At 54.0% G+C, this 26,529-nt stretch carries 27 protein-coding genes; 16 read left to right on the forward strand and 11 right to left on the reverse strand.

What is annotated here, in order from left to right; translation table 11 throughout:
- From ACQ0MK_RS19030 to ACQ0MK_RS19050, 5 genes are all read left to right on the forward strand, one after another.
- On the forward strand, positions 1–1,116 hold the full coding sequence (locus ACQ0MK_RS19030; protein WP_430473944.1) for a microcin C ABC transporter permease YejB: 1,116 nt from the start codon (positions 1–3) through the stop codon (positions 1,114–1,116).
- A gap of 2 nt (positions 1,117–1,118) precedes the next feature.
- The gene (locus ACQ0MK_RS19035) at positions 1,119–2,150 is read left to right on the forward strand and encodes an ABC transporter permease (protein WP_430473945.1); all 1,032 of its coding nucleotides are present in this window, start codon (positions 1,119–1,121) and stop codon (positions 2,148–2,150) included.
- A 9-nt stretch (positions 2,151–2,159) separates the two neighbouring features.
- On the forward strand, positions 2,160–3,794 hold the full coding sequence (locus ACQ0MK_RS19040; RefSeq protein WP_430473946.1) for an ABC transporter ATP-binding protein: 1,635 nt from the start codon (positions 2,160–2,162) through the stop codon (positions 3,792–3,794).
- Between the two features lie 72 nt (positions 3,795–3,866).
- Positions 3,867–4,553 carry a hypothetical protein gene (locus tag ACQ0MK_RS19045; RefSeq protein WP_430476049.1) on the forward strand — a complete coding sequence of 229 codons (687 nt, stop codon included), beginning with the start codon at positions 3,867–3,869 and terminating at the stop codon, positions 4,551–4,553.
- 140 nt (positions 4,554–4,693) lie between these two features.
- A complete protein-coding gene (locus tag ACQ0MK_RS19050; protein WP_430473947.1) occupies positions 4,694–5,365 on the forward strand; it encodes a LysE family translocator in 672 nt (223 codons plus the stop codon).
- A 309-nt stretch (positions 5,366–5,674) separates the two neighbouring features.
- Here ACQ0MK_RS19050 and ACQ0MK_RS19055 read toward each other — a convergent pair whose 3' ends face one another.
- A complete protein-coding gene (locus tag ACQ0MK_RS19055) occupies positions 5,675–6,022 on the reverse strand; it encodes a MarR family transcriptional regulator (protein WP_350040869.1) in 348 nt (115 codons plus the stop codon).
- A 104-nt stretch (positions 6,023–6,126) separates the two neighbouring features.
- On the reverse strand, positions 6,127–7,527 hold the full coding sequence (locus ACQ0MK_RS19060) for a leucyl aminopeptidase family protein (RefSeq protein WP_430473948.1): 1,401 nt from the start codon (positions 7,525–7,527) through the stop codon (positions 6,127–6,129).
- Between the two features lie 256 nt (positions 7,528–7,783).
- Here ACQ0MK_RS19060 and ACQ0MK_RS19065 point away from each other — a divergent pair, with 256 nt between their 5' ends.
- From ACQ0MK_RS19065 to ACQ0MK_RS19075, 3 genes are read left to right on the forward strand one after another with little or no spacing between them, the layout of a single operon-like run.
- Positions 7,784–8,443 (forward strand): glutathione S-transferase family protein, encoded by a 660-nt coding sequence (locus tag ACQ0MK_RS19065; RefSeq protein ID WP_430473949.1) that lies wholly within the window; start codon positions 7,784–7,786, stop codon positions 8,441–8,443.
- A gap of 3 nt (positions 8,444–8,446) precedes the next feature.
- On the forward strand, positions 8,447–9,094 hold the full coding sequence (locus ACQ0MK_RS19070) for a uracil-DNA glycosylase family protein (RefSeq protein ID WP_430473950.1): 648 nt from the start codon (positions 8,447–8,449) through the stop codon (positions 9,092–9,094).
- 57 nt (positions 9,095–9,151) lie between these two features.
- Complete coding sequence (locus ACQ0MK_RS19075; RefSeq protein WP_430473951.1) at positions 9,152–9,442, forward strand: 4a-hydroxytetrahydrobiopterin dehydratase; 291 nt, start codon at positions 9,152–9,154, stop codon at positions 9,440–9,442.
- A gap of 92 nt (positions 9,443–9,534) precedes the next feature.
- Here the strand turns inward: ACQ0MK_RS19075 and ACQ0MK_RS19080 are convergent, their stop codons facing one another.
- The 4 genes from ACQ0MK_RS19080 to ACQ0MK_RS19095 all read right to left on the reverse strand — a co-directional run bounded on the left by ACQ0MK_RS19080 (position 9,535) and on the right by ACQ0MK_RS19095 (position 13,659).
- Positions 9,535–10,296: an SDR family NAD(P)-dependent oxidoreductase gene (locus ACQ0MK_RS19080; RefSeq protein ID WP_430473952.1), complete on the reverse strand. Its 762-nt coding sequence runs from the start codon at positions 10,294–10,296 to the stop codon at positions 9,535–9,537.
- Between the two features lie 219 nt (positions 10,297–10,515).
- Complete coding sequence (locus ACQ0MK_RS19085) at positions 10,516–11,433, reverse strand: DMT family transporter (protein WP_430473953.1); 918 nt, start codon at positions 11,431–11,433, stop codon at positions 10,516–10,518.
- Positions 11,434–11,669: 236 nt separating this feature from the next.
- Positions 11,670–12,614 (reverse strand): DMT family transporter, encoded by a 945-nt coding sequence (locus tag ACQ0MK_RS19090; RefSeq protein ID WP_430473954.1) that lies wholly within the window; start codon positions 12,612–12,614, stop codon positions 11,670–11,672.
- Positions 12,607–13,659, reverse strand: coding sequence for a DMT family transporter (locus ACQ0MK_RS19095; protein WP_430473955.1), 1,053 nt, complete (start codon positions 13,657–13,659; stop codon positions 12,607–12,609). Before ACQ0MK_RS19095 ends, ACQ0MK_RS19090 begins: the two co-directional genes overlap by 8 nt.
- 366 nt (positions 13,660–14,025) lie before the next feature.
- On the opposite strand from ACQ0MK_RS19095, the gene ACQ0MK_RS19100 reads away from it, so the two are divergent.
- The 5 genes from ACQ0MK_RS19100 to ACQ0MK_RS19120 all read left to right on the forward strand — a co-directional run bounded on the left by ACQ0MK_RS19100 (position 14,026) and on the right by ACQ0MK_RS19120 (position 18,872).
- A complete protein-coding gene (locus ACQ0MK_RS19100) occupies positions 14,026–14,487 on the forward strand; it encodes an Lrp/AsnC family transcriptional regulator (protein ID WP_430473956.1) in 462 nt (153 codons plus the stop codon).
- Positions 14,488–14,644: 157 nt separating this feature from the next.
- Positions 14,645–16,594 carry a potassium/proton antiporter gene (locus ACQ0MK_RS19105; RefSeq protein ID WP_430473957.1) on the forward strand — a complete coding sequence of 650 codons (1,950 nt, stop codon included), beginning with the start codon at positions 14,645–14,647 and terminating at the stop codon, positions 16,592–16,594.
- 161 nt (positions 16,595–16,755) lie between these two features.
- The gene (locus tag ACQ0MK_RS19110) at positions 16,756–17,679 is read left to right on the forward strand and encodes a DMT family transporter (protein ID WP_430473958.1); all 924 of its coding nucleotides are present in this window, start codon (positions 16,756–16,758) and stop codon (positions 17,677–17,679) included.
- 30 nt (positions 17,680–17,709) lie between these two features.
- Complete coding sequence (locus ACQ0MK_RS19115) at positions 17,710–18,207, forward strand: DinB family protein (protein ID WP_430473959.1); 498 nt, start codon at positions 17,710–17,712, stop codon at positions 18,205–18,207.
- Complete coding sequence (locus ACQ0MK_RS19120) at positions 18,207–18,872, forward strand: LysE family translocator (RefSeq protein WP_430473960.1); 666 nt, start codon at positions 18,207–18,209, stop codon at positions 18,870–18,872. Before ACQ0MK_RS19115 ends, ACQ0MK_RS19120 begins: the two co-directional genes overlap by 1 nt.
- Positions 18,873–18,877: 5 nt before the next feature.
- Here ACQ0MK_RS19120 and ACQ0MK_RS19125 read toward each other — a convergent pair whose 3' ends face one another.
- From ACQ0MK_RS19125 to ACQ0MK_RS19140, 4 genes are all read right to left on the reverse strand, one after another.
- On the reverse strand, positions 18,878–20,107 hold the full coding sequence (locus ACQ0MK_RS19125; RefSeq protein WP_430473961.1) for a cation:proton antiporter: 1,230 nt from the start codon (positions 20,105–20,107) through the stop codon (positions 18,878–18,880).
- Positions 20,108–20,229: 122 nt separating this feature from the next.
- A complete protein-coding gene (locus ACQ0MK_RS19130; protein ID WP_430473962.1) occupies positions 20,230–21,015 on the reverse strand; it encodes an inositol monophosphatase family protein in 786 nt (261 codons plus the stop codon).
- Between the two features lie 58 nt (positions 21,016–21,073).
- Positions 21,074–21,856 (reverse strand): histidinol-phosphatase, encoded by a 783-nt coding sequence (gene hisN / locus ACQ0MK_RS19135; protein WP_430473963.1) that lies wholly within the window; start codon positions 21,854–21,856, stop codon positions 21,074–21,076.
- Between the two features lie 164 nt (positions 21,857–22,020).
- Entirely contained in the window at positions 22,021–22,665 is a 645-nt protein-coding gene (locus ACQ0MK_RS19140; RefSeq protein ID WP_430473964.1) for a c-type cytochrome, read from the reverse strand.
- A gap of 401 nt (positions 22,666–23,066) precedes the next feature.
- Here ACQ0MK_RS19140 and ACQ0MK_RS19145 point away from each other — a divergent pair, with 401 nt between their 5' ends.
- Both ACQ0MK_RS19145 and ACQ0MK_RS19150 read left to right on the forward strand, forming a co-directional pair.
- Entirely contained in the window at positions 23,067–23,807 is a 741-nt protein-coding gene (locus tag ACQ0MK_RS19145) for a 3-deoxy-manno-octulosonate cytidylyltransferase (protein ID WP_430473965.1), read from the forward strand.
- A gap of 70 nt (positions 23,808–23,877) precedes the next feature.
- Positions 23,878–24,738, forward strand: a complete 861-nt coding sequence (locus ACQ0MK_RS19150) for a prephenate dehydratase (protein ID WP_350046662.1) — start codon at positions 23,878–23,880, stop codon at positions 24,736–24,738.
- A gap of 15 nt (positions 24,739–24,753) precedes the next feature.
- Here the strand turns inward: ACQ0MK_RS19150 and ACQ0MK_RS19155 are convergent, their stop codons facing one another.
- Positions 24,754–25,665 carry a LysR substrate-binding domain-containing protein gene (locus tag ACQ0MK_RS19155; protein ID WP_430473966.1) on the reverse strand — a complete coding sequence of 304 codons (912 nt, stop codon included), beginning with the start codon at positions 25,663–25,665 and terminating at the stop codon, positions 24,754–24,756.
- 151 nt (positions 25,666–25,816) lie between these two features.
- Between ACQ0MK_RS19155 and ACQ0MK_RS19160 the strand changes: the two genes are divergently transcribed.
- Complete coding sequence (locus ACQ0MK_RS19160) at positions 25,817–26,521, forward strand: SDR family oxidoreductase (protein ID WP_430473967.1); 705 nt, start codon at positions 25,817–25,819, stop codon at positions 26,519–26,521.
- The last annotated feature ends 8 nt before the right edge of the window (positions 26,522–26,529 follow it).

A 26,529-nucleotide genomic window follows, 5' to 3' on the forward strand; every position in this document is an offset into this window, starting at 1 on the left:
ATGCTGAATTATATTCTTCGGCGCTTGCTTCTGATCCCGGTCACCCTGTTTGGTATCATGGTGTTGAATTTCGTGATCATCCAGTTCGCCCCGGGGGGCCCGGTTGAACAGGTCATTGCGCAATTGCAGGGAACGGATGTTTCATCAACTGCCCGAATCACCAATCAGGGCCCTGACAGTGGCGGCGGTGGCGGTTCCGGTGGCGCATCGGGCAATAACTTCTCATCGACTTCAACCTATCGCGGCGCACAGGGCCTTGACCCTGAAATCATCAGCCAACTGGAAAAGCAGTTCGGGTTTGATAAACCTGCCCATGAACGGTTCTGGATGATGATGAAAAACTATCTGACCTTTGATTTTGGGCAGAGTTATTTTCAAGACCGCGATGTCGTCGAAATTGTCCTTGATAAGATGCCGGTTTCGATCTCGCTCGGGCTTTGGTCAACCTTGATCATTTATATCATCTCTGTCCCGCTTGGGGTCGCCAAGGCGGTGCGCGACGGGTCAAGTTTCGATATCTGGACCTCGGCGGCCATCATTGTCGGCTATGCCATTCCCGGCTTTTTGTTTGCCGTGATGCTGATCGTCGTCTTTGCCGGGGGAACCTATTTTGACTTGTTCCCGCTACGCGGTTTAACCTCGTCAAACTATGATGAATTATCGCTTCTGGGTAAAATCGGCGATTATTTCTGGCATCTGACCTTGCCGATTATTGCCCTGACCATCGGTGGTTTTACAACACTCACCATGTTGACGAAAAACTCGTTCCTGGATGAAATCAACAAACAGTATGTTGTCACTGCCCGGGCCAAGGGCCTGACCGAAAAGCGCGTTTTGTATGGCCATGTGTTTCGCAATGCCATGTTGCTGGTGATTGCCGGTTTCCCGAGTGCCTTGGTCGGCTTGCTGTTTACCGGATCGGTTCTGATCGAAGTGATTTTCTCACTCGACGGGCTTGGCCTGCTTGGCTTTAACGCGGTGATGACGCGCGATTATCCGGTGATGTTTGCCACCCTTTATTTCTTTACGCTGTTCGGGCTGGTCTTAAATCTGATCAGTGACCTGAGTTATCATTTCGTTGATCCCCGGATCAACTTTGACGCGCGGGAGAATTGATCATGGCAATAATGACCCTTTCCCCGCTCAACAAACGACGGTTTGCAAACTTTAAGGCCAACAAACGCGGTTCATGGTCACTTGTGATCTTTACCGTTCTGTTTGTCATTTGCCTGTTTGCCGAACTGGTCGCCAATGACAAACCGATTTTTGTTAAATATGACGACAATTGGTACATGCCGATCTTCTCTGATCATCCGGAAACCACCTATGGCGGGGATTTCGATGTCGAGACGGATTTCTATGACCCCTATATTCAGGGCAAGATCGACGAAAACGGATTTGCCATCTGGCCGATCATTCCGTTCTCCTATGAAACGATTGATTTCGAAATGCGCGCGCCCCAGCCATCGCCCCCTTCGATGGGCCATTTACTGGGCACGGATGAATTGGGCCGCGATGTGATGGCGCGCCTGATCTATGGTTTCCGCATATCGATCCTGTTTGGCTTGGCTCTAACCGCGCTGAGTTCCGTGATCGGGATTGCTGCCGGTGCGGTGCAGGGCTATTTCGGGGGCTGGGTGGATCTCAGCTTCCAGCGCGTGATTGAAATCTGGGGCGGGTTGCCACAGCTTTTCATTCTGATCATTCTCGCCAGCCTGTTTGCACCGGGCTTCTGGACGCTTTTATTCATTCTGGTGCTGTTTAGCTGGATGAGTTTGACCGGGCTGGTGCGTGCCGAATTCCTGCGCGCACGTAATTTCGAATATGTCCGGGCGGCCCGCGCCCTTGGCATGACCGATTACCGCATCATGTATCGCCATGTTTTGCCCAATGCGATGGTGGCGACCATCACCTTCCTGCCATTCGTTCTGAACGGATCAATCGTTGCGTTGACCTCGCTTGATTTTCTCTCCTTGGGCATGCCACCGGGATCACCATCCTTGGGTGAATTGCTCTCTCAGGGGAAAAACAACCTGCAGGCACCCTGGCTTGGCCTGACTGCGTTCTTTGCGATTGCCGTCATGCTCAGCCTTCTGATCTTTATTGGCGAGGCGGTGCGCGATGCGTTTGATCCGCGTAAGACATTTTAGGAAACGGTCATGACACAACAAACTGAAAATCAGCCGCTTCTGAATGTCAGAAACCTTGCTGTGTCCTTTGCCGGTGTGCCCGCGGTCAAGGGGGTATCCTTTGCCATGGCGCGCGGGGAAACCATGGCGCTGGTCGGTGAAAGCGGATCGGGTAAATCGGTAACCGCTCTTTCGCTTTTGCAATTGTTACCCTATCCGCGCGCAACCCATCCGACCGGCTCCATCATTTTTGATGGTCAGGAAATGGTCGGGGCGGATGAACGGAAATTGCGCAAAATTCGCGGCAACCGCATTTCCATGATTTTTCAGGAACCGATGACATCGCTTAATCCGCTGCATAATATTGAAAAGCAGATTGGCGAAGTATTGTTGCTGCACAAAGGGTTGCGGGCAGGTAAGGCCCGCGAACGCATTCTGGAATTACTTGATCTGGTCGGCATTCCCGATCCGGCCTCCCGCCTTAAAGCCTTGCCGCATGAACTATCCGGTGGGCAACGTCAGCGCGTGATGATCGCCATGGCGCTTGCCAACGAACCGGAACTCCTGATTGCCGATGAACCAACCACGGCTCTTGATGTCACCATTCAGGCGCAAATTCTTGAATTGCTGCAAGATTTGCAAAACAAGCTTGGCATGGCGCTTTTGCTGATTACCCATGATTTGCAGATTGTGCAGAAAATGGCCAAACGCGTTTGCGTCATGAAGGATGGTGAAATTGTTGAACGCGGCGACGGGCATGGGTTGTTTGAAAATCCAAAGCATCCATATACCAAAAAGCTGCTTTCGGCGGTGCCTGCCGGGAATGTCCCGGATTTGCCTGAAGATGCGGCCGAACTTTTGGAAACCAGCAACATTCAAGTGCGTTTCCCGATTGGCCGCAAAGGTCTTCTTGGTCGCCCGGAACGCTACATTGATGCGGTTGATCGTATTTCACTATCCTTGAAACAGGGCGAGACCCTTGGCATTGTCGGGGAAAGTGGATCGGGAAAGACAACCCTTGCCATGGCGATCCTGCGCCTGCTGAAATCAGACGGCGACATCACATTTGATGGGCAGGATATCCGTAAATATGCCGGGGCGGATTTGCGCAAATTGCGCCGGGACATGCAGGTGGTGTTTCAGGACCCGTTTGGATCGCTCAGCCCGCGCATGTCGATTGCCCAGATCGTCGGCGAAGGACTTGAAATTCACGAACCGGATTTAACGGTGGAACAACGCGAAGCCCGCATTGCCGAGGCGCTTCACGAAGTCGATTTGCCGCAAAATGCCATGGACCGCTATCCCCATGAATTTTCCGGTGGCCAGCGTCAGCGTATTTCAATTGCCCGCGCATTGGTCCTAAAGCCACGTTTCATCGTACTGGATGAACCAACATCGGCACTTGATATGTCGGTTCAGGCCCAGATTGTTGAATTGCTCCGGGATTTACAGGCCCGTCATAAGATGGCCTATCTGTTTATCAGTCACGATTTGCGTGTTGTTCGTGCGGTATCGCACCGGGTGATGGTGATGCAGGGCGGGAAACTGGTCGAAAGCGGTGCGGCTGCGGATATCTTTGATAACCCGCAGCAACCCTATACCAAGGCCCTTTTGGCTGCGGCCCTTGATCTGAAGGCTGCAGGGACAGATTTTGTCAGCAACTAATGGGGGAACTTGGCTGGAACTTCTGCTACAACAAGATAAGAAGTATTGGAATAACAAGGTAGTAAGGTGAGTATGCTGTCGCGCGTCGCCAAAATATCAACCGATAACCGATCAGTGTCCATGCGGATGTTCATTGCCATGGCACTTGCATTCTTTATGGTCGCGACACTGCCTGTTTCTGCTAATGCCAATACCAAATCCGGAGAAACGGAAAAGTCCAACGAAGCCGACGGACCCAAAGTCCCGGAAATTCCCGATACCGTGATTGTGCCTGATTCGGTGTCTTTGACAATCGTTCTGCCCAAAACGGGGACCATTCGCCAGATCGTTCTGAACATCTGGCTCGAAGCCCAGAACAAGCAGGCGGTTGGCGCGATCGAGCAAGTCTTGCCAAAAATCATCAATGCCTTTCTGGTTGATCTGCAACGGCTGATGTATCGTGATACCCAGCAGCGGTTTGAAAACCGCGAACCGGGAAAACGGTCCTTCCGCTATGATGGCCCGGCCTTATTGCCGCCGCCCCCTGCCAAAACCGAAGAAGAACTGGCCGCCGAGGCCGAGGCTGCCGAAAAAGCCGAAGAAAGCGGCGAGATGCTTGTCAAGGAACCGCCCTTCACACCATTTTCCCCGGTTTCCAACCGCTATTTCGCAGCCCTTCAGAACAAGCTTCTAAACACGGCCGAAACCTTCCTGCCACCCGATACCATCCGCTCGGTACAGGTGCGTAAATTTTATGATCGCTGGCCGGGCGACACTTAGAGCAGCCCGCTCTAAATCCGCTGATCTGAAAAATCCCTTTCCCGTGAACTGAGATGCATGCATAGCGCCTTGCACAAGACGCACTTGTGCAATTGCGGACGTGTGATATCCCGGTCAGATCAAAGTACCGGAGAAGCCCCATGTCGTTCGAAATCTGGCTGAGTTTTAGTTTCCTCGTCTTTTTGTTGGTGCTCACCCCGGGCCCCAGCGTTTTGATCGGCATGTCACACGCACTGCGCTATGGCGCGCGCCCGACATTGATGACCGCCTTGGGCGATGTTACCGCAAACATGATCCAGATGGTGATTGCCGCAGTCGGTCTGGGCGCTCTTTTGGCAACCTCGGCCGAAGCCTTTGCTGTGGTGAAATGGTGCGGGGTTGCGTTTCTGCTGGTCATCGGGTTGATGTCGGTTTTCCGAAAATCAAAGGCGATTAAGGATAAAACCGGAATCGAAACGAAAAAATCGACCGGCTATGAAATCGCCAGCCGCCGCAAACTGTTCCGCGAAGGTTTTTTGGTTGCCGCTGGTAACCCGAAAGCAATCGCCTTCTTTGGTGCGCTGTTCCCGCAATTCGTCGATCCGACTGCACCGCTGGCGCCCCAGTTGCTGATACTTGGTGCGACCTTTGTAGTGCTTGATTACACATTCGTAATGATTTACGCGATGGGCGCTGCCCGGATCATGCCCTGGCTGGTCAGGCGCGGCGGCGATAACATGATTGCACGGGTATCTGGCGGGGTTTTGATCGTCGCTGCGGGGCTTTTATCGCTGATTGAGATGCCCGAAAGCGTTGCGGGCACCCGGTATTAGTCAAAAGCCTGTTTTTCGCGCAGAGCACCCGATTTAGACGGTCAAAGGAGATATCCCTTTGGCCGTTCTCGTTTAATCATTTGAAAACAAACAAAAATATAGGGGTTGGCAGGGCGGTCAATTAGGACCGTTTACATACCAACTGGTCTGTATATAGCGATATTTTGCCATATAAGACCTTTGAAATTTAAGAAAGGAAAGCTTTGCTGCCCTAAATCACCCCTTTTTACAGCTTTTCTGAAAAAGGGCGCTTCATTCGGGTGGATGAGCTGAAAATCCCGGGCTGTATCCGGCGCATTTCAGCTCGAACTACGCGGTCTTCAGACCGGCGGCAACGATAATATCGCCAAATTCACGCAGGAACACCGACCCTTTGACGGTCCTTTGAATCAGGACCGAACGACGGTCGTCTTCATCCACCTTGCGTTTGACCATGCCAAGTGAACTCAGGCGATCCAGCGCACGGGTAATTGCCGGTTTGGAGATGTTAAGCGCCTCTGACAGGCCGCGCACCGTATGCGGGGCGGGGGTCAGGTAAACGTTTAGCAACAAGGCCATTTGCCGGGCCGAAAGATCGGGAGAATCCCGACGCACACTTTCAACAATCGCGATACGCCAAAGGTCGAGCGCCTGAGACGGTTTGATCTCGATCGACATGCTTGTGCCCAACAATTAATTTGTTACGAATACGTAATCTGTCTACCTGACCCCTGCGCATATGTCAAAGGTCTTATTGGATAATATTCACGTTACGGTTTCGTTCACTTACCGAAACGATCCTCGATCAGCTTGAAGGCCGCCCGGATTCCCTGTGCTTCCCCGCCGGTCGGACGACCGGGGCGGTCGGTCGGGTTCCAGGCCATCAAATCAATATGGGCCCAGCTTTTTGCACCTTCTGCGAAACGATCCAGGAACAAGGCGGCAATGATCGCACCGCCATACGGGCTACCGGAAATGTTGTTCATGTCCGCAGCCTTGCTCTCAAGCATCGGGCGATACTCCTCCCAAAGCGGCAAACGCCACATCGGATCATTGAGCGCCAATCCATTTTCCATCAGGCCATTGGCAAGATCATCATCATTGGAAAACAGGGCTGGCAATCCAAGGCCAAGCGCAACCCGTGCCGCCCCGGTCAGGGTGGCGAAATCCAGAATCATTTCCGGGTCTTCCGATGCGGCTTCGGTCAGGGCATCAGACAGAACAAGGCGTCCTTCGGCATCGGTATTGCCAACTTCAACCGTGATCCCCTTGCGGGTCTGAAGAATATCACTTGGGCGATAGGCCCGACCCGATACCATGTTTTCCACAGCCGGGATCAGAACGCGCAACCGCACCGGAAGGTTGGCGGCCATAATCATCCGCGCAAGGCCAAGAACCTGTGCCGAGCCACCCATATCCTTTTTCATCAAAAGCATGTTGCTTGACGGCTTAAGGTCATAGCCGCCGGTATCAAAACAAACACCCTTGCCGACCAGCGTGATTTTCGGGGCATCGTCCTTGCCCCAGACCATATCAATCAGGCGCGGTTCGCGATCGCTTCCGTGACCCACCGTGTAAATCGCCGGGAAGTTCTGTTTCAAAAGATCATCGCCAATGATCGAAGATACTTTCGCGCCAAATTCGGTACCAAGGTTGCGTGCGGCGTCTTCAAGTTCGGCCGGACCCATATCATTGGCCGGAATATTGACCAGATCACGGGCAAGCCCGATCCCCTTGGCAACATTCTCTGCCCGCCGGACCGCATCAATATCCTGCAGGGCAAACTTGGCGCGCTTGGCTTTTTTGCCATCATCCTTGCGATAGCGATCAAAACGATATCCGCCAAGATACAAACCAAGGGCGACCTTTTCATAAAGGGTGGCATCATCGGCAATGTCCCCGACAAAACCATATGTCCCTTCCGGAAGGCTCGCCGGCAGACCGGCAAAATCCCAAAGTGCTTTGGCATCGTCGACATAGCCGATCAAAACCGATCCAAGCGCACCATCCGTTCCCGGAAGGATAAGCTGCGTTCCGCGCTTTGCCTCATACCCGTTTGCCGCAATCCATGCCTTGGTCGGGGCAGACTGATCGGCAAGCCAGCTTTCAAACCCGCTTTCGGCAATCGGGGTGATGGTGATCGGGTTGGTGGCATGATCGCGTTTGATAATGTGGTCGAACAATTTCGCATTCCCTGCTGGTGACGTGGGGATTTTAACGGTGGGCGGCTGCCTGTCAGGCCAGAATGCGCTGGTGCGATCATGGCCGGGCAGATGATCTTGTCGCTGATCTTACGGCGGCCCATTGCCAAGAGCAATTGCCGAAAAGAAAACCCCGATCAAGACAACATTTCAAAGCCCGAACGATAAAGCAATTTTGATGTTGCCGCCCTTGAACCTATAGTGGGCATGAACGCAACTGCTTATCAAAGGTCCCCCCATGGAAACGCGCCCCATCCTTTATATCGGCAATAAAAACTATTCGTCCTGGTCGCTCCGCGCTTGGTTGGGGTTGAAAGTCACCGGTGTTGATTTTGATGAAAACCTCATTGCGTTGCGCAGCGATGTCTTCGCGGCCAAGGCTCCGGTCTTCTCCCCGACGGCCAAGGTCCCGGCCTTTTTCGATGGCAAGAAAACCATCTGGGAAGCCTTGGCAATCCTTGAATATATCGCCGATAGCCAACCCGATACCCTGCTGTGGCCGCTTGATATCGATGTGCGCGCAATTGCGCGCGCCGTCTCGCTTGAAATGCATGGCGGCTTTGGACCCTTGCGCAGTCATATGCCGATGAATTGCCGCAAATCTTTGCCCGGACTTGGCCGTGGGCCGGGGGTCGATAAAGACATCGCCCGCATTGGCGAGATTTTTAAAACCTGCCGCACTCAATACGGGCAGGGGGGTGACTTCCTGTTTGGTCATTTTTCGATTGCCGATGCGATGTATGCCCCGGTGGTCAACCGGTTTAAAACCTATGGCGTCACCCTTGATCCGGTCGGCAATGCCTATATGGAAACCATCCTTGGCCTTCCCGACATGAAGGCATGGTACGCTGATGCCGCGGCTGAAGAATGGATCATCGAAGATTCCGAGGTAAAATAACCCATGCCCGGTCTGACCCCCGGCCCGGCCGGAAATCTTCCTGAAATTGACCCGCCCGGTGATGATCCGGACCTTGATGCCCTTTTAACCAAGGTCCGGTCCTGCACGATTTGTCAGAAGAGCCTGCCGCTCGGCCCGCGCCCTGTTGTCCGCATGGCAAAATCCGCCCGCATTCTGGTCATTGGCCAGGCGCCGGGAACGCGGGTCCATGAAACCGGCCTTCCGTGGAATGACGCATCGGGGGATCGGTTGCGCGACTGGCTTGATCTGTCGGTGGATGATTTTTACGACCCGGCCAAACTGGCAATCATGCCGATGGGCTTTTGTTATCCCGGCCGGATGGAAGGTGGCGGTGATTTACCACCCCGCCCGGAATGCGCTGACGCATGGCATGATGCCTTGCTTGGCCATTTGCCCGATATCGGGCTGACCCTTTTGATCGGGCAATATGCGCAACACCGCTATCTTGGTGCGCGCCGGGCCAAAACCATGACCCAAACCGTCCATCAATTTGCCGATTTCCTGCCCGATAACCTGTTGCCCATGCCCCATCCAAGCTGGCGCAGCACCGGCTGGCTGAAAAAGAATCCGTGGTTTGAAGCCGACCTTTTGCCGGTCCTGCGCGAACGGGTGCATCGCCTGTTGGGTTAGGGGGCGTTTTGTGGTCCAATATGGATGACCCCTAAGCTAAAAAAACAGGAGGCAAACATGAGCAAACTCGAAAAAACCGCAATCCTAAGCGCGCTTAAAAACCTTCCCAATTGGGAACTTGCCGAAGATGGTAAATCAATCGGGCAGGTCTATATGTTTGGCGATTTCAATTCCGCATTCGGGTTTATGACCCGCATCGCCATGAAGGCGGAAAAAATGGATCACCATCCCGAATGGTTCAATGTTTACAACAAGGTCGGCGTGACGCTTACCACCCATGATGCCGGTGGCGTGACGCAAAAGGATATCGACCTTGCAACCTATTGCGAAACGGTTGTTGCCAGTTAATCGGTCCTGAGCCTCATAAAAACGCCCTGCCAATGTGGGATTGGCAGGGCGTCATTCGTGGCAGCGGTTATTATGCTGGTCGAAATGTGGGACTATTTCGGTTCCAGCCGAACCGCGCCATCGATCCGGATGGTCTCGCCATTGATCATTTCATTTTCACAGATATGCATCGCCAACCGGCCATATTCCGCCGGATCACCCAGACGTTTGGGGAATGGTGTATTGGCTGCAAGATTTTCCTGAACCTCGTCGGGCAGGCCCATCAACATCGGGGTGCCAAACAGGCCCGGTGCAATGGCAACAACCCGCACCCCGTGGCGTGAAAGCTCTCGCGCAGCCGGAAGCGTAAGGGATGCCACACCCCCCTTGGACGCAGCATAGGCTGCTTGTCCGATCTGGCCTTCGAATGCTGCGATGGAGGCGGTGTTAATAATCACTCCGCGTTCGCCACTCGCACTTGGGTCATTCTTGCTCATGGCGGTGGCGACGACCCGCATCATGTTAAAGGTGCCAATCAGATTGACATTGATCACGCGGGAAAAGGCTTCAAGGTCTGCGGGGCCTTCGCGCCCGACAATGCGCTCGCCATGGACAATGCCGGCACAATTCACCGCGATTGTTGGACTGCCAATGGTTTTAACAACCTCTGCAACCGCGCTTTCAACACTGGCAGCATTTGAAACATCAACGCCAAACCCGACGCCGCCAAGTTTTTCCGCCGTTGCTTTCGCCCCATCTTCATTCAAATCAAAGGCCACGATTTTCGCGCCCGCATTGGCCAAAACTTCTGCCGTCGCGGCACCAAGCCCGGATGCGGCCCCGGTAACAATGGCAATCGAACCCTTGATCTGCATGGCGTGAAGCCTCCCTTTTCGGCGAAAACGTGATTAATTGGTATTTATATACCAAATTATATCTTTATCGAGCAACCCCAATTGATGCCATTCCAGATCACGACATTTGCGGGGACGGGCAGGGGAATCTAAAAAGTAAAAACTCTAAAAAGGGGACGGAGAAAAGGACTAAAAAGGGGACAGTCCCCTTTTTTGGTCCCCTTTTTTTGAAGAACCTGATCAGACTTTTGCAAGTTTCCGCTCGCGCAGTGCGACATAGATCGCAGCCCCGATAATCATCGCCCCGCCCGGCAATATCCAGATGTCGGGCACTTCGCCAAACGCGATCAGGGCCAGAATGGCAATGATCGGCAGGCGCAAATAGGAAAACCCGACAAAGAAACTGTAATCGGCCAGTTGCAGGGCTTTGATGTTGCAGATTTGCATGACATTCATCATAAGCGCGGCAACCGCCATCAAACCAAGCGCGCTTAGGCTTGGCGTTTGCCAGACAAACAGGGCCGGGATCAACGATACCGGGGTGGTAATGATCATCAGGTAAAACAAAAGCGATGTGGTGTTTTCAGAACTGACAAGTTGCTTCGTGATCATACCGGCACAGGCCATGCACATGGCTGCGGCATTCGGCAACAGGCTGGCGGGCTGCATGGCGGCTGTTCCGGGCTGAATGATCAGACCCACGCCAATAAACCCGATCAGAACTGCAAGCCATCGGTGAATACGCACTGTTTCGCGCAAGATAACGGCGGCCAGAATGGTGCCAAACAGCGGCACGGTGAAGTTAAGCGTCGTTGCCTCGGCCAGCGGCAAATACAGCACCGCCATAAACCACAAACACATCTCGGCTGCCGATAAAACACCGCGCAGGCCAAGCAACGGCAGGCGGGTGGTTCTAAGCGTCCCGATCCCGCGCCGTACCACAAACGGCGCCATCAGGATCAGGCCAAAGGCAAACCGTAAAAACACCGCCTGATAGGGATGAATTTCCGCCGTGGCATATCGGATGGTGAGCGTAAAGCACGCGGCCAGAACGGCTGCGGACAGGGCATAAAAGCTGGCGCGTATGGATGCCGGTTGGCGTTCAAACCATGCCTTCATCAAATTGAACGAGAGCGCGTCGTATTTAATCTGCACCATTTTGCCGGAGGCAGCCTTCTGTCGCGCAAGGAAAGGGCTGCAGGGCGTAGCGGGGCTACGTTCAAGGGCCTTGACGCTGCGGGGCGGAAGGCTGTCCCGGCCCGAAGGGTTTGATTTTGGCGGCGTTTTGCGACGTTACACCGTTTGATCGATGCGTCGCATCGCTCTGCACGCTGTGCCTTGCAAAGCGACACGCCAAAAATAAACAAAATGGCGCAGATTAAATGCGACACGCTCTATCTCCGCGATGGTGGCGGATCAAGATCACTTGCCGCCGATGACGGGCCGCGCTTGATGCGGTTGGCTTCACGGTTCAGTTTGGCTTCACGCCGCGCAATGAAAAGGGCGGATCCAATAATCAATCCCGCCCCGGGCAGAAGCCAGATTTCCGGCACTTCGCCAAACATCACCAAGGCAATGATCAAAACGAATGGCAGGCGTAAATAGTTAAACCCGATGACAAAGCCATAATCGTAAACTCGAAACGCATTGGTGTTACAAAGCTGGGTGATATTGGCCATGAACGCCCCCGCTGCCATCAAAAGCAACGCATCGACACTGGGCGTTTCCCAAACGAAAAGGGCCGGGATCAGCGTCAGCGGCGTCGTCAACGCCATCATATACAAAATGATGGTTGTCGGATTTTCGGTGCGTGACAACGACTTGATGGTAAGCCCGGCACTGGCCATGCACACGGCTGCTGCAATCGGAAGAAGGCTTGCCATTTGCATGGTTTCCGCCCCCGGACGGATAATGATCAACACCCCGCCAAACCCGACAAGCAATGCGGCAACCCGATATTGACGGACCTTTTCACCGAGAAAAATGGCCGCCAGCACGGTTCCAAACAACGGGACGGTAAAGTTCAGCGTGGTGGCTTCGGCAAGTGGCAAATAGGCCAGCGATGAAAACCAGAAACTCATCGCCCCCATCGACAGAACCGCGCGCAGTAAAAACATCGGCAGACGCGTGGTTTTAAGCGGGGCTAAACCACTTCGAAACGCCAGTGGCGCAATCAGGATAAGCCCGAATAAATTGCGGAAAAACACCGCCTGCAGCGGATCAATATGTTCAGTCGCCAAGCGCACAAACACCGAAAAGATCGCCGCACTGATCGATGCCATCAGGCCGAAAATAGAGGCCTGTAAATAAGGCGGCAGGGCATTGAACTTCTCACGCATCGGGTTTCCTTTCCGGTGCGTGCGCCGCAGTTGTGTCGGTTGTATCGGTTCTATCGCCGGTGTCGGGCGCATCCGGGTTTTTGGTTAAAACCGGGCGGTCGATCTTTGTGACCGGGATGGCCTGTGCATCGGCGGGGGCGGATGTCGGCAGGCGCGGCTCAATCCGGGCCTGCCTGGCCAGAACCGCTTCGCGCCGTGCGATATAAAGTGCCGATCCAATGATCAATGCCGCCCCGGCCCATGTCCAGATATCGACGACTTCGCCAAACATCACAAAGGCCATTGCCGCCACAAACGGCAGGCGCAGAAAATCAAAAATCATCACATAGGACTGATCAGCCGCGCGGTATGCCCGCACCAAAAGCTGCTGTCCGGCGGTGGCGAAGGCACCAAGCAAAAGCAAGACGGCAAATTGCCACAGGGTCGGCATTTGCCAATACATAAGGGCTGGGATCAAGGACAGCGGCGCCATGATAAGCCCCATCCATGTAACAATGGCATTGGCACTTTCGGTCCGCGACAGCATTTTGACCGTCGTCATGGCCGCCGCCATAAACAGGGTCGCCACCAGTGCAAGAACCATCCCGGTTTCAAGCGACTGCCCAAACGGGCGTATAATGATCATCGCGCCGACAAAGCCGATGGCAATCGCACTCCAGCGACGCGCCCGCACGGTTTCACGTACAATAAGCGCGGCCAGTACGGTGGTCAGGATCGGCAGGGTAAAGTTGATCGCAATCACCTGTGCCGCCGGGCTGATGGAAAGGGCGGTAAACAGGCACAGCATCGCGCCAAGCCCAAGGGCTGCACGCATGAAATGAAGCTTGAACCGCTCGGTTTTTAGCCCGGTGCGCCCATGGGTCAATATCCATGGCAGCATTGGGATCAGACCGAACAGGTTTCTAAAAAAGGCGACTTCAAACGGATGAACGTCATGGGTGATGTAGCGGATCAGCACCGCCATGGCGGCCATGCAAAAGGCCGACCCAATCATCAAAAGGGTACCGCGCAGGGCATTATGTTCAGTCGGGGGTGAAGGCTGCATCAGGGGCAGAACCCTTAAAGGGGTAAAACGCGAGAATAATCGAGTGGCAATCAGGTGGCAGGGATAATCTTGATATTGAAACTATATATCTTTCAATACCGTATGACAAATTGACGCGGCTGTCTTGTCGCAATCGGTGACCCCAGGGGCTCCGAATCGGCAAGGCTTTCCTGGCGATGGATTGGTCCGGGGCATGCGATTTTGTGGTCTTACAACGTCGGAAAGCCAAAAAACACACAGCAACCGGGATAGCCGTCAGATGAATTTCGCAGTCTGAAAGAACGCTTTCGGGTGAAATGTTCTCTGACGGCGGTTTTTCGTGTAAGATCAAGGCTATCGACGGAAATCCATCAGGGGGAAATTATAATGGATGCTATAGATCGCAAATTGATCGACATCCTGCAGGAAGACGCATCGCTATCCTATTCGGTTCTGGGAACCAAGGTTGGGTTGTCGGTTTCTGCGGTAAATGATCGTGTCCGAAAGCTGCGAGATCAGGGAATTATCCAGTCTTATCGTATCGCGGTTGACCCAAAGGCGATTGGACGGGCACTAACCGCGATGGTGTGGCTGCGCACCGACCCGGCCAAGGGCAACAAAAAAATGGTCAAATCGCTGATCAAGGCGGACGAAGTTTTGGAATGTCATCACATGACCGGCCGGTTTGATTTTCTGATCAAGCTGCGCTTGCGTGATACCGCCCATCTCGAAAGCTTTGTTTCCGATACGATCAAGGAAATTCCCGGCGTTGTCGAAATTTTGCCGGAAATTGCCTTGTCCACAGCAAAAGAAACGTCCTTTGTTCCGGCACAATCGGAAACGGACTAGGTCTTTTTCAGGGAGCCTTAAAAAAAATTACCGCTTTTTTTGCTCAAAGGGATTTCATAGTCATCATTTCATAATTATCTGCTGACATATTGATGAAGTGGTGTGTGTTTCTCACACCATCTGTACCCAGCCACCATCCAGAAGGAAGAACCGTACTATGATTGAATCGATGAATCTGGTGATCCTGATTGCATCGGTTCTGGTTGTTGTCGCGGTTTTCACAAGCCTCGTCAGTTTCCGTGTCGGGGCGCCTTTGTTGTTGGTGTTTCTGTTTGTCGGGCTGGCTGCCGGTGAAGATGGCGTTGGCGGTATCATGTTTGATAACGCGCCGCTGGCCTACTTTATCGGTTCCATCGCCCTTGCCCTGATCCTGTTTGACAGCGGCTTTGAAACCCAGATTCGAACGTTAAAAATCGCCGCCGGACCATCGCTTATCCTTGCCACTTTCGGGGTTCTGATCACTACGGGGGTGATCGGGGCTGTGACATGGCTTGTGTTGGATGTGCCCTGGCTGATTGCCCTTTTATTTGGCGCGATTGTCAGTTCGACCGATGCGGCGGCGGTGTTTTTCCTGTTACGGGTGGGCGGGATCAATCTGCGTGATCGTACGCGCAGCACGCTTGAAGTCGAATCTGGGTCGAACGACCCGATGGCTGTTTTCCTGACGATTTCGCTGGTCGAACTGATTGTTCTGGGCGGTGGGGAAAATATCGCGTTCGAGCTGCTTCAACGCTTTATCCTGCAAATCGGTCTGGGTGCGGTTTTTGGTCTGGCCGGTGGTTATGCGCTGGTTTGGATGATCAATCGGGTTAAGCTTGAACCGGGTTTGGTGCCGATCATTACCATGGCCTGCGCGCTCAGTTTGTTTGGCGCGACCAGTATTCTGGGCGGTAGTGGCTTTTTGGCGGTCTATGTCGCCGGTCTGTTTGCCGGTAACAGTAAAATGAAAATGAGCGTCGGTGTCCGGCGCTTCCAGCATGTCACCACATGGCTTGCCCAGATTGCGATGTTTGTCACCCTTGGCCTTCTGGCAACCCCGTCGGAATTTGGCGCGGTCATGCTTCCTGGCGTCATTCTGGCACTGGTGTTGGTGTTTGTCGCCCGCCCGGTCGCGGTTTGGCTGTGTCTGATGTTCTTTAATTTCTCGCGCAATGATACGGCGTTTATTTCATGGGTTGGTTTGCGCGGGGCTGTCTCGATCCTGCTTGCAATCGTTCCGATGGTTGAAGGCATTCCCGAAGGGCAGTTATTGTTTAACACGGCCTTTATCGTCGTGATTACGTCCCTTTTATTGCAGGGTTGGACCATCCGGCGGGTGGCGAAATGGTTGGGTATTATCGTGCCGTCCCGGCATGGGCCGGTGGACCGTATTGATCTTGAATTGCCGGGCAATGCCAATCAGGAAATTGTTGTCTATCGCGTTCATGAAGCCAGTGCCGTTGCCACCGGTCAGCGTATTCCACGATGGGCACGGCCCAGCCTGATCCTGCGCGGCGGCAAATCGCTCCGCCCGCATAGTGCCGGCCCTGTTCAAGGTGGCGATCAGGTTTATATCATCACCCCGCCGCGCCATGTCGAACTGCTTGATCAGTTGTTCGCCGGTCCGGCCGAAGGTGCCAATGACGTTGATCTGTTCGGGGATTTCAGCTTCCCGCCAGATACGCGGGTTGTTGATATTGCGCGACTTTACGGATTTTCGGTCCGGGATGGGGATGAAGACCTGACCGTTGCCGATATCCTTGAACGTGACCTTCCTGGCGATGTCGAACTTGGCGATCGCATGGCCTATGGCATGGTCGAACTGATTGTCCGTCGGACTGATGATGAACATGGCGTGATTGAAGTCGGGCTTGCGGTTGAACAACAAAAAGCCAAACCCAAACGCCGTATCCCGATCTTCCAGTCCCGTTCCGAATTGCTTGAAATCTGGAAAGACTGGCAAAAGCGCAAACGCGACGAGAAAAATGCTGCTTTGCGCGTCGAACGCTCCGCACCGGTTGAAGAACTGACCGATGAAACAGGCACTGATTCGGGTTCCGATATTGAAGCAGAATCATCAGAAAAAAGCCTGCCGGATACGGATAATACACCGGACAAAACCAGATAATCCTTAGGGCTGGCTTATTGCCGCGACCAAGGACAGTTTTCATACATTAAATTGACGCCTTTGGATTAGCCCAGCTAATGCCGGGATCAAAAATGCTGGTTTGGTAACGTTCCCGAATTGCCTTAAATTGCCGCTTCAGTTTTTGACGGAGTGCCTTGGGCATGTTGGGTTTATATACAGCAGTTGTTGTAATCTGGGGATCGACCTGGATTGCCATTCAGTATCAGCTTTCGGTCGCCCCCGAAGTCGCTGTTGCCTACCGTTTCGCCCTTGCCACGCTCATTTTGCTGGCATGGTGCTTTGCCCGGCGGTTGCCGATGCGGTTCTCCCTGCGTGATCATTTCTTTATGGCCGTCCTTGGGATCTGCCTTTTCTCGCTGAACTATGTTCTGATTTATGTCGCCAGCACCCATCTGACATCCGGCCTGTTGGCGGTGGTGTTTTCAACCATCGTCATCATGAACATGATTAATGGCGCGATCTTTTTCCACCGTCGGCCCGAAACACGGACTTTGATCGGTGCGACGATCGGTTTGTCGGGCATTGCCATGGTCTTTGCCAATGATCTTGCCGCCTTTGATCTGACCACCGGGGGCAGCATCGGGCTTCTGGTGTCCTTGGCAGGCAGTTACATCGCATCCCTTGGCAATATGGCATCGGCCCGCAATCAGGGGCGCGGCATTCCGGTCATGCAGGCCAATGCTTATGGCATGCTTTATGGATCGGTTTTGCTGTTTGCCTATATCGGTCTGGCCGGTATTCCGCTGACCTTTGATACAAGTCCGCCCTTCCTGATGGCCTTGGTCTATCTGTCGCTGTTTGGCTCGGTACTGGCGTTCGGCTTTTACCTGACCTTGCTTGGTAAAATCGGCCCGGACCGCGCGGCCTATAGTTCGGTGATGTTTCCGGTTGTTGCCTTGTTGCTCTCGACATGGTTTGAAGATTTCCATTGGACCAGCAACATCATCTGGGGTGTTGGCCTGACATTGATTGGCAATGTGGTTATCCTGACCAAGCGCGTGCCAAAACCTGCTGCCAAGGTGTTGGAACAGGTTGCCGCGATACCGCCGACTATCAAACCCTAGCTCCAGATAACGTCACAAGGGAGATCGCAGATGAACAGCGTCGCCTATTTCGAACGCTTGGCCCGCTATAACCGTTGGGCAAACGGGCATGTCTATGATGCGTGTGCGACACTTTCCCAACGCGATCTTGATGCGCCGCGCACGGCCTTTTTCCCGTCCATCACCGCAACCTTGAACCATCTTCTGGTCGCAGATAGCATTTGGATGTCGCGTTTGCTCGGCGCACCGATCTCGATGCCGCTTGATACGGTTCTGTTTGCGAAATTTGATGACTTGCGCGCCGCCCGGATGACGCAGGATCAGGCCATCATTGATTTCACATCTACCTTAACCCCGGATGTCATCGCATCGGATTTGACCTATCAGTCGGTCACGGCGGGGGCCTATACCATGCCGCGTGATCTGGTGCTGGGGCATATGTTCAACCATCAAACCCATCATCGCGGGCAACTGTCCAACATGATCCTCGAAGCCGGGGCCAAACCGCTTGAAATCGATCTGATCTATTACGGGCGCGATCATCTGTGATGTTTGATCTTCTTGTGCATTACACGCCGTTTTTGATTGCGGCCTTTTTGCTCAATATCTCGCCGGGGCCTGATATGGCTTATATCGTCGGGCAAACCGCCGTTCATGGCCGCAAAATCGGGCTGTTTTCAACCATTGGTGTGGTTTCCGGCGCGTTTGTCCATGTGGTGGCGGCTGCCCTTGGCCTGTCGGCAATTCTGGCAACTTCGGCACTGGCCTTTGCCATTGTCAAATGGGTCGGGGTTGTCTATCTGGTCTGGCTGGGCATTGGCGCAATCCGCGCCAGCTTTGCCAAAAAGCACACAGGTTCCGACACCAAAGATCTACCGCATAACACAGCCCTTTCGCCCAGAAACGCCACGGCCTTTCAGGCATGGCGACAAGGGGTGATGATTGATGTCCTTAATCCCAAGGTCGCGATCTTTTTCATGGCCTTTCTGCCGCAATTCGTTGATCCCGCACAAGGGCACGGGGCGGTGCAATTCCTGATTTTGGGATCGATGGTCAATCTGATCGGGTTGGTGGTGGAAAGCACCATTGTCCTTCTGGTCGCTGCCGCCGCCGTGCGGATCAAAGGCCACAACAAGCTTGGCGCATGGCTGCAACGTGCCTTGGGCGCAATGTTTGTTGCCCTTGGTGCCCGTCTGGCCATAAGCCAGCAATAGGCACCTTATTTCGCGGCTTTTGATTTCCGTGCCAGATGCGCAACAAGCGCTTGCGACAGCGGTGCAGCACTTAATCCGTGCGCCACAACACTGATACAGACAATCATGACAACCGCGGCATAAATCGCTTCATGCCCGGTCGGATCAATCATGGTCGCCATGATCAGAAGATAAATGATCGATGCGATCCCGCGCGGCCCGAACCAGCCGATATAAAGCTTTTCGGCAAGGGAATAAGGACTGCCAATCATGCAGATCCAGACGCAAACCGGGCGCAAAACCACAAGGCTGGCGATCGAGAAGACAAGCATCTCTGTCGTCCAAAGGCCATAAACCGCCGGCACGACAAGCAAGCCAAACGCAAAGAAGGTCAGCATGGTTAAAAGCTCGGCCTCGGCTTCGCCAAAACTTTCAATCGCGTCCCGGACCTTCGTACTAGAAATGTTGAGGGCCATGCCCCCGGCAAAGGCCGCGACAAAGCCATTGCCGCCCAGCTTTTCCGACAGGAAGAAAATCAAAAGGGCGGCGAAAATGCCCAAAAGCCGTTCGAACCGGTCCAGAATGGTCTTGCGCGTCACGGCATGATTGACCAGCAACCCAATGCCCAACCCGGCGGCAATACCCACCCCGGCACCGACGGAAATTTCAAGAATGGCTTCGGTGACCCAGTTATTGGGCCCTTCACCGACCAGTTCGGCTTCAAGCAAGATGGCGGTGGTAAAGACCGGCAGGACCAACCCGTCATTCAGGCCGCTTTCGATATTAATGCCCTGACGTACCGGGGTAGGGACCTGTTTGTTTTCAAGCACCGGACGGCCAAGGGCGGCATCGGTCGGGCTGACAATCAGGGCCAGTATAAGCGCGGGCAACATCCCGATTGTTGCATCAAGCCCCATGATAAAGGCCCATGTCACCCCGATGGTCAGCGGCAAGCCGACCAAAAGAAGCCGATTGGCAAGGCGCCGTGCGGGGCCTTCTTTGCGGTAATCAAGAACCGCAGCATCCAGAAACAGAATGATCGCCAGGGTCATTTCGGCAAAGCCGGTGGCGAATTCCAGCTTCCCTGAAAGTGGCGCCATCGGCGCTTCATGCCAGATGCCAAGTGGCACGGCAATCACGCCACCGGCCATAACCATGATCATGGGGGATGAAATGCTGCGCCGTTGCAACCGCTGGGACTGCAACCCGTAAACAAGCCCGGACCCCAGAAACAGAATGATCACCCACTCGAACATGGTACTGCCTGACTTAGCTGCCTAACTTATTGGTTCATCTGGTAATCTTGCCTGATTTTGCGCAAAACACCAAACTTGTTTGCCAAGCAGGCGTGATCAGCTCGTGTCCTCAGGTGGTGTGTTCAGGCGGTCGCGCGTTGAAGGACATCAAGCCCTTCCTGATGGCACCGCTTATCGCCACTGGCAATCACCAGATCACCACTATGGATCGTAAGGTCCTTGCCATCCCAATCAGTAATCACACCCCCGGCCCCTTCAATCACCGGCACGGCGGCACAGAAATCATAGGGCTGTAAGTTCGATTCGATCAAAACATCACCAAACCCCAACGCGATCAGGCCATAGCCATAAGAATCAATGCCGTAAACCGGCTGACGGGCGGCCTGAAACGCCGCCTCGTATCCGGCAATTGCCTTTCTCTCAACGAAAAGATCCGGCCCCGTCGTGAAAATGGTGGCATCTTTCAGATGCGGGCATTCACGTGCTGAAATCGGTTTGTCGTTTAAGGTTGTTGCCTGCCCGCTGACCCCGATCCAGCGTTCATCCAAAATCGCCTGATCGATCACGCCCAGAACCGGCTTGCCGTTCTGACACAGCGCAATCAGGGTGTTAAAGCTGGGTTTGCCGGTAATGAACGACTTGGTGCCATCAATCGGGTCAAGCACCCAGACAAATTCGGCATCAAGGTTTTCCGGTCCGTATTCTTCGCCCAGAATGCCATGACCGGGCAGTTCGGTATTGATCAGATCGCGCATGGTGCGCTCGATCGCCCGGTCGGCATCGGTCACAAGGCTTGAATCCCCCTTGACGTCAATTTCCACCGGCTTGCGGTAATAGCTTTGCAAAACAGGGCGGGCCGCATCGGCAAGCTTGTGGGCCATGGCAAGAAACGGGTGGCTGTTGCGCATCGGGGCGACTCCGGTTTAGGGCAGGGGTATATATGCGTGGTCTTAGAGGTGGCCGATATCAGGCCATCGCGGCTTTGATGGTGACCAGAACATCCTGATGGCACCGTGCATCCCCGCTGGCGATTACATCCCCGGCACTTTCAATGCTTAAGGCTGTGCCGGACCAGTCGGTCATGACACCTCCGGCCCCTTCGACCACCGGCACAAGCGCGCAGAAATCATAGGCCTGAAGTCCGATCTCAACCACTGTGTCGGCAAGGCCAAGCGCGGTCAGGCCGTATGCATAGGCATCCACCCCATACATCGGCACCCGGCAATTTTTCGAAATCGCTTGATAGGCCTTGGCCGAATCGCCGCGAAACAGTTCCGGCGCAGTGGTAAAGAAGGTCGCACTTTTAAGGTCTTCGCAGTCACGTGCGCTGATCTCAGTGCCATTCATCGTGCTGGCCTGCCCCATCATGCCGACCCAGCGTTCATCGGTAATCGCCTGATCGATAATGCCAATGATCGGTTTTCCGTTATGGCAAAGCGCAATCAGGGTGGCAAAGCTTGGCTTGCCGGAAATGAACGATTTGGTGCCATCAATCGGATCAAGCACCCAGACAAATTCGGCATCGGTATTTTCACGGCCATATTCTTCGCCCAGAATCCCGTGGTCGGGCAATTCGGCATTCAGGATTTCGCGCATGGTGCGTTCAACTTCCCGGTCCGCAATGGTGACCGGGCTGTCATCTGCTTTCACGTCAACCGCGACCGGGGTGCGGTAATATTTACGGACCACCGGGCGGGCGGCATCGGCCAGTTTGTGGGCGATTTCCAAAAAGTGGTCGAGATTTTCCATGAAAGCGCATCCCTGCAAGAATCTGATGGTGGGGCGCGGTGCATACCGCTTTGACAATTACTTTCGGCCGCAAAAACGACCATCAAAAGCAAACAGGGGACAGTTACCTGTCCCCTGTTAAAAATCAATGTCTGATCAGAAAAATCTGCTCAGCTAACTTTGGCTTACTGTGCGACAGCTTCGCCTTCAGCCGGTGCGGCTTCTTCGCCTTCAACCGGTGCAGCCGCATCTTCAGCAGGTTCTGCTGCTTCAATTGCTGCCGGATCCGGCAATGGAACCGGGTTGTCGGATTTGGTGTTAAGCCATGCAATGACAGCCGCACGTTCCGATGCCTTTTTCAGGCCACCGAAGCTCATTTTCGTGCCATCGATATAGCCGCGCGGGTTGTAAAGGAACTCGTTCAGCTCCTCAAAGCCCCAGGCACTGCCATGATTTGCCATGCCATCAGAATAGGAGAAATCGCCCTTATGCGCGAAATCAGCCCCGACGATGCCATACAGGTTCGGGCCGGTTTTATTCGGACCACCTTTTTCCACATCGTGGCAGGATGCGCATTTCTTAAAGGCTTTCTCGCCTTGGCCAAGATCGGCAGATGCCAACATGGCAAGAATCGGTTCTGGACCTGCCGGTGCGCTTGGTGCCGCAGCATCCGCATTTGCACCCGCCATCAGTTCCTCGGAGAAAGGATAAACCGGTGCTTCAAGTTCATCGGGATGAACCAGTGCGCTGCCGATCTTGCCGACAACCACTACCAGAAGCACGGCGCAAATCACTCCGGCTACGATCTTGTTGATTTCCATCGTGTTCATGACGGGACCCCGTTACAGCCTAATCACTCTCAGGTTTCTCATTTTTAGGGCCTGAACCCTAAATTTTCACTCAGCTTACCCCTAGGCCCCCCTGGCAATCCTCGTAAATGAGAAACACACTTGTAACCGCAGGCAAAACTGTTCGGTCGGAAACTATACGTTTCAGCGATTTGCATCAACCTTTCTTAAACACCAAGGCGAAAGCGGATGCTCTTGAACTTTAGTCTAGGTATATAAATCCTACCCTTTGTCAGGTTCTAAAAGCGATTCCGCCTTTCGCCATTCGCCAAAAACCGGCTAATGTCGCGCCAAATCATGCCTGTTGTTTTGCCATTGACCGTTTGGGTCACGCTTTGCGCAAGGTCAAACACAGGTAATTTGAGCCTGACCGGAGTTTTAAAATGTCGACGCCGCGCAATCCTGTTGTTGTAATTCCCGCTCGTATGGCCTCAACCCGCCTGCCGAACAAGCCATTGGCCGATATTTGCGGCATGCCAATGATCGTTCAGGTCTGGCGTCGTGCGCTTGAAGCCAAGATTGGCCCGGTTCTGGTGGCCTGTGCCGAACAGGAAATTGCCGATGTCGTGACCGCGGCGGGGGGCATTGCGGTTCTGACCGATCCTGATCTGCCCAGCGGATCGGATCGGGTGCATCAGGCCCTGCAAACCTTTGACCCCGAAGGCAAATATGATGCGGTGGTCAATGTGCAGGGTGATCTACCCACCATTGATGCCGCCGACATCCGTGCGGTGTTTGACCCGCTTAGTGACCCGTTGGTCGATATCGCGACACTGGCTGCCGAAATCACACGCGCCGAAGAACGCGACAATCCCAATGTGGTCAAGGTCGTTGCCGCCTTTGGTACGGGCCGTGTGGCACGCGCGCTTTATTTCACCCGCGCAACCGCCCCGCATGGCGACGGGCCGCTATATCATCACATCGGTCTTTATACCTATCGGCGTGCTGCCCTTGATCGCTTTGTTGCCTTGCCGCCCGCCGAACTGGAACAGCGTGAAAAGCTTGAACAGTTGCGTGCCCTTGAAAACGGCATGGTCATTGCGGTCGCACTGGTCGATGGTGTGCCGCTGGGGGTTGATACCGTCGAAGACCTTGAACGCGCCCGGCTTGTCTTGGGCGCGTAATTAGGGTTTTCTATGCCAAATCCTAAAAGACTGTCGCTAAAACACTTTTGACTTATCAGGAAACAGACATATGACTGCGCAACAAAGGATCGCTTTTCAGGGAATGCACGGTGCCTATTCAGATCAAGCAGCCCGTCGTGCGTTTCCAGGTGCCATAACAGTACCGTGTCGGACCTTTGAAGGCGCCTTTAGTGCATTGGAAGAAGGCGATGTTGATCTGGCCGTGATCCCGATTGACAACACCCTTGCCGGACGTGTGGCCGATGTTCACCATATTCTGCCCGAATCGGGTGTGCATATCATTGGTGAAACCTTCCTGCGGATTAACCACGCACTGGTCGCTGTGCCCGGTACCAAGATCGAAGACATCAAAGAAATCCACAGCCACGTTCACGCCCTTGGCCAATGCCGCAAATTGCGCAAGGAACTGGGTGTCCATACGGTTGTCGGTCCCGATACGGCTGGCTGTGCTAAAGAAGTCGCTGATCGCGGTGATAAATCAATTGCCGCCATCGCACCGGTCCTGGCCGCCGAGATTTATGGTCTTGATATCTTGCGCACCGAAGTCGAAGACGCCGCGCATAACACGACGCGCTTTATCATTCTGGCCCGCGATCCGCTGAATATTGCCAATGACGGAACGCCGGTTGTGACAAGCTTTGTCTTCCGTGTGCGCAACGTCGCAGCCGCCCTTTATAAGGCGCTGGGCGGGTTTGCCACCAATGGCATCAATATGACCAAGCTTGAAAGCTATATGGTCGAAGGCCATTTCACCGCGACCCAGTTCTTTGCCGAGGTCGAAGCCCACCCCGAACAGCTTGGCCTGCGCCACGCGCTCGAAGAATTGCAATTCTTCTCCCACGAAGTCCGCATTCTCGGGGTTTATCCAGCACATTCCTTCCGCCGGGAAAACGATCTTCCGGCGGAATAGGTCAACCAGAACGAGTTACTCTTTCGAAGGTGATTGATTGTGGATGCGCCATTTTAACATCCATTGGCGCACCTGATGGCAGGCCGCAGGGTTTTTGCCGTCCCGGGGACTGACCAGATAAAAGTCGCGTGTGCCGCGCAGAACATGGTCAAACGGTTGCACCAGCCGTCCGGCGGCCAAATCCTGTTCAACAAGAAAACGGCTGGCCAAGGCAATGCCTTGCCCCGACAGGGCCGCATCAATCGCAAGTGCTGTCTGGTTCAACCGCACATTCTTTGCCGGGTCGGGGATTTCATGTCCAAACACGGTTTTCAGATATTCCGGCCACAGATTGTGCGAGTCGTGAATAAGAACCAGCCGATCAAGATCGCCAATTTCTAGCCGGTCGGGGAAATCGGCCAGAAGCCCCGGACTGCAAATCGCCACAATATCCTGTTTGAACAGCAGATCGGCTAGAAGCCCGGCGGCAAAAGACGTACCGGTTTGGCGCACCACCAGATCCACCCCGTCAGAATGAAAGTTTGATGCCTTTTCTGTCGCAACAATCCGCAGTTCAATTTGCGGGTTTTCAGCCGTGAAATCCGGCAGGCGCGGGATCAGCCATTTTGCAGCGAATGTTGGCGTGACGCTGATGGTCAGATGGGTTGATTGGGGCTGCAGCGTTTGGGTGGCGTTGCGGATAATCTCAAAGGCACGGCTGATTTCCGCATGAAAGCGCTGGCCGTTCTCTGTTAGGGCCACACCGCGCGGCAAACGATCCAGAAGGGTCAACCCCAAATAAGCTTCCAGACCACGCACATGCTGGGCGACCGCCCCTTGTGTGACGCCAAGTTCTTCGGCCGCAATCCTGAAATTAAGATGCCGACCGGCCGCATCGAATGCGCGCAGGCTGTTTAACGGCGGAATTTGGCTGTCTGTTTTCTTCATCGAATAGTTTTTCTACACTCTCATCGCTGCAAATCTGGTTGGTGTCGCTGGCCTGAAGCGCATAAATTCTACAGTATCAAAGTTCATCAATACGACAATAAAGCAAATGCAAAGAGTCGTAATGATTCGTAAGATCTCGTAAGGAGCCGTTATGACAATAGAAAAAGTAGCACTGATTACAGCAGGTGGCAGCGGCATGGGCGCTGATGCAGCCCGCAAACTGGCCGCGGATGGCTATAAAATTGCCATCCTGTCATCTTCGGGCAAGGGCGAAGCGCTGGCCGCAGAGCTTGGCGGTATTGGTGTGACGGGCTCAAACCAGTCAAACGATGACCTTCAGCGTCTGGTCGATCTTGCGATGGAAAAATGGGGCCGTGTCGATGTGTTGGTGAATTCCGCCGGGCATGGGCCGCGCAAACCGGTTTTGGAACTGACCGATGACGATTGGCATGCCGGCATGGATGTTTATTTCCTCAATGCGGTGCGTCCAACCCGGATGGTCACCCCGATCATGCAAAAGCAAGGTGGGGGCGTCATTATCAATATCTCGACCTTTGCCGCGTTTGAACCTGATCCGGTTTTCCCGACTTCGGGCGTTTTCCGCGCCGGGCTTGCGGCCTTTACCAAATTGTTTGCCGATAAATATGCGCCTGAAAACATTCGCATGAACAATGTTTTGCCGGGCTTTATCGACAGTTTGCCCGAAACCGATGAACGACGTGATCGGGTGCCGATGGGGCGCTATGGCAAAAGCGAAGAAATTGCTGCGACCATCGCGTTTCTTGCTTCTGACGGGGCAGGCTACATCACCGGGCAAAATATCCGGGTCGATGGTGGCATTACCCGCTCGGTGTGATCGGCAGG

Source organism: Thalassospira lucentensis, from assembly GCF_050516545.1.
In the GTDB taxonomy this organism is placed as follows: Bacteria; Pseudomonadota; Alphaproteobacteria; order Rhodospirillales; family Thalassospiraceae; genus Thalassospira; species Thalassospira lucentensis_C.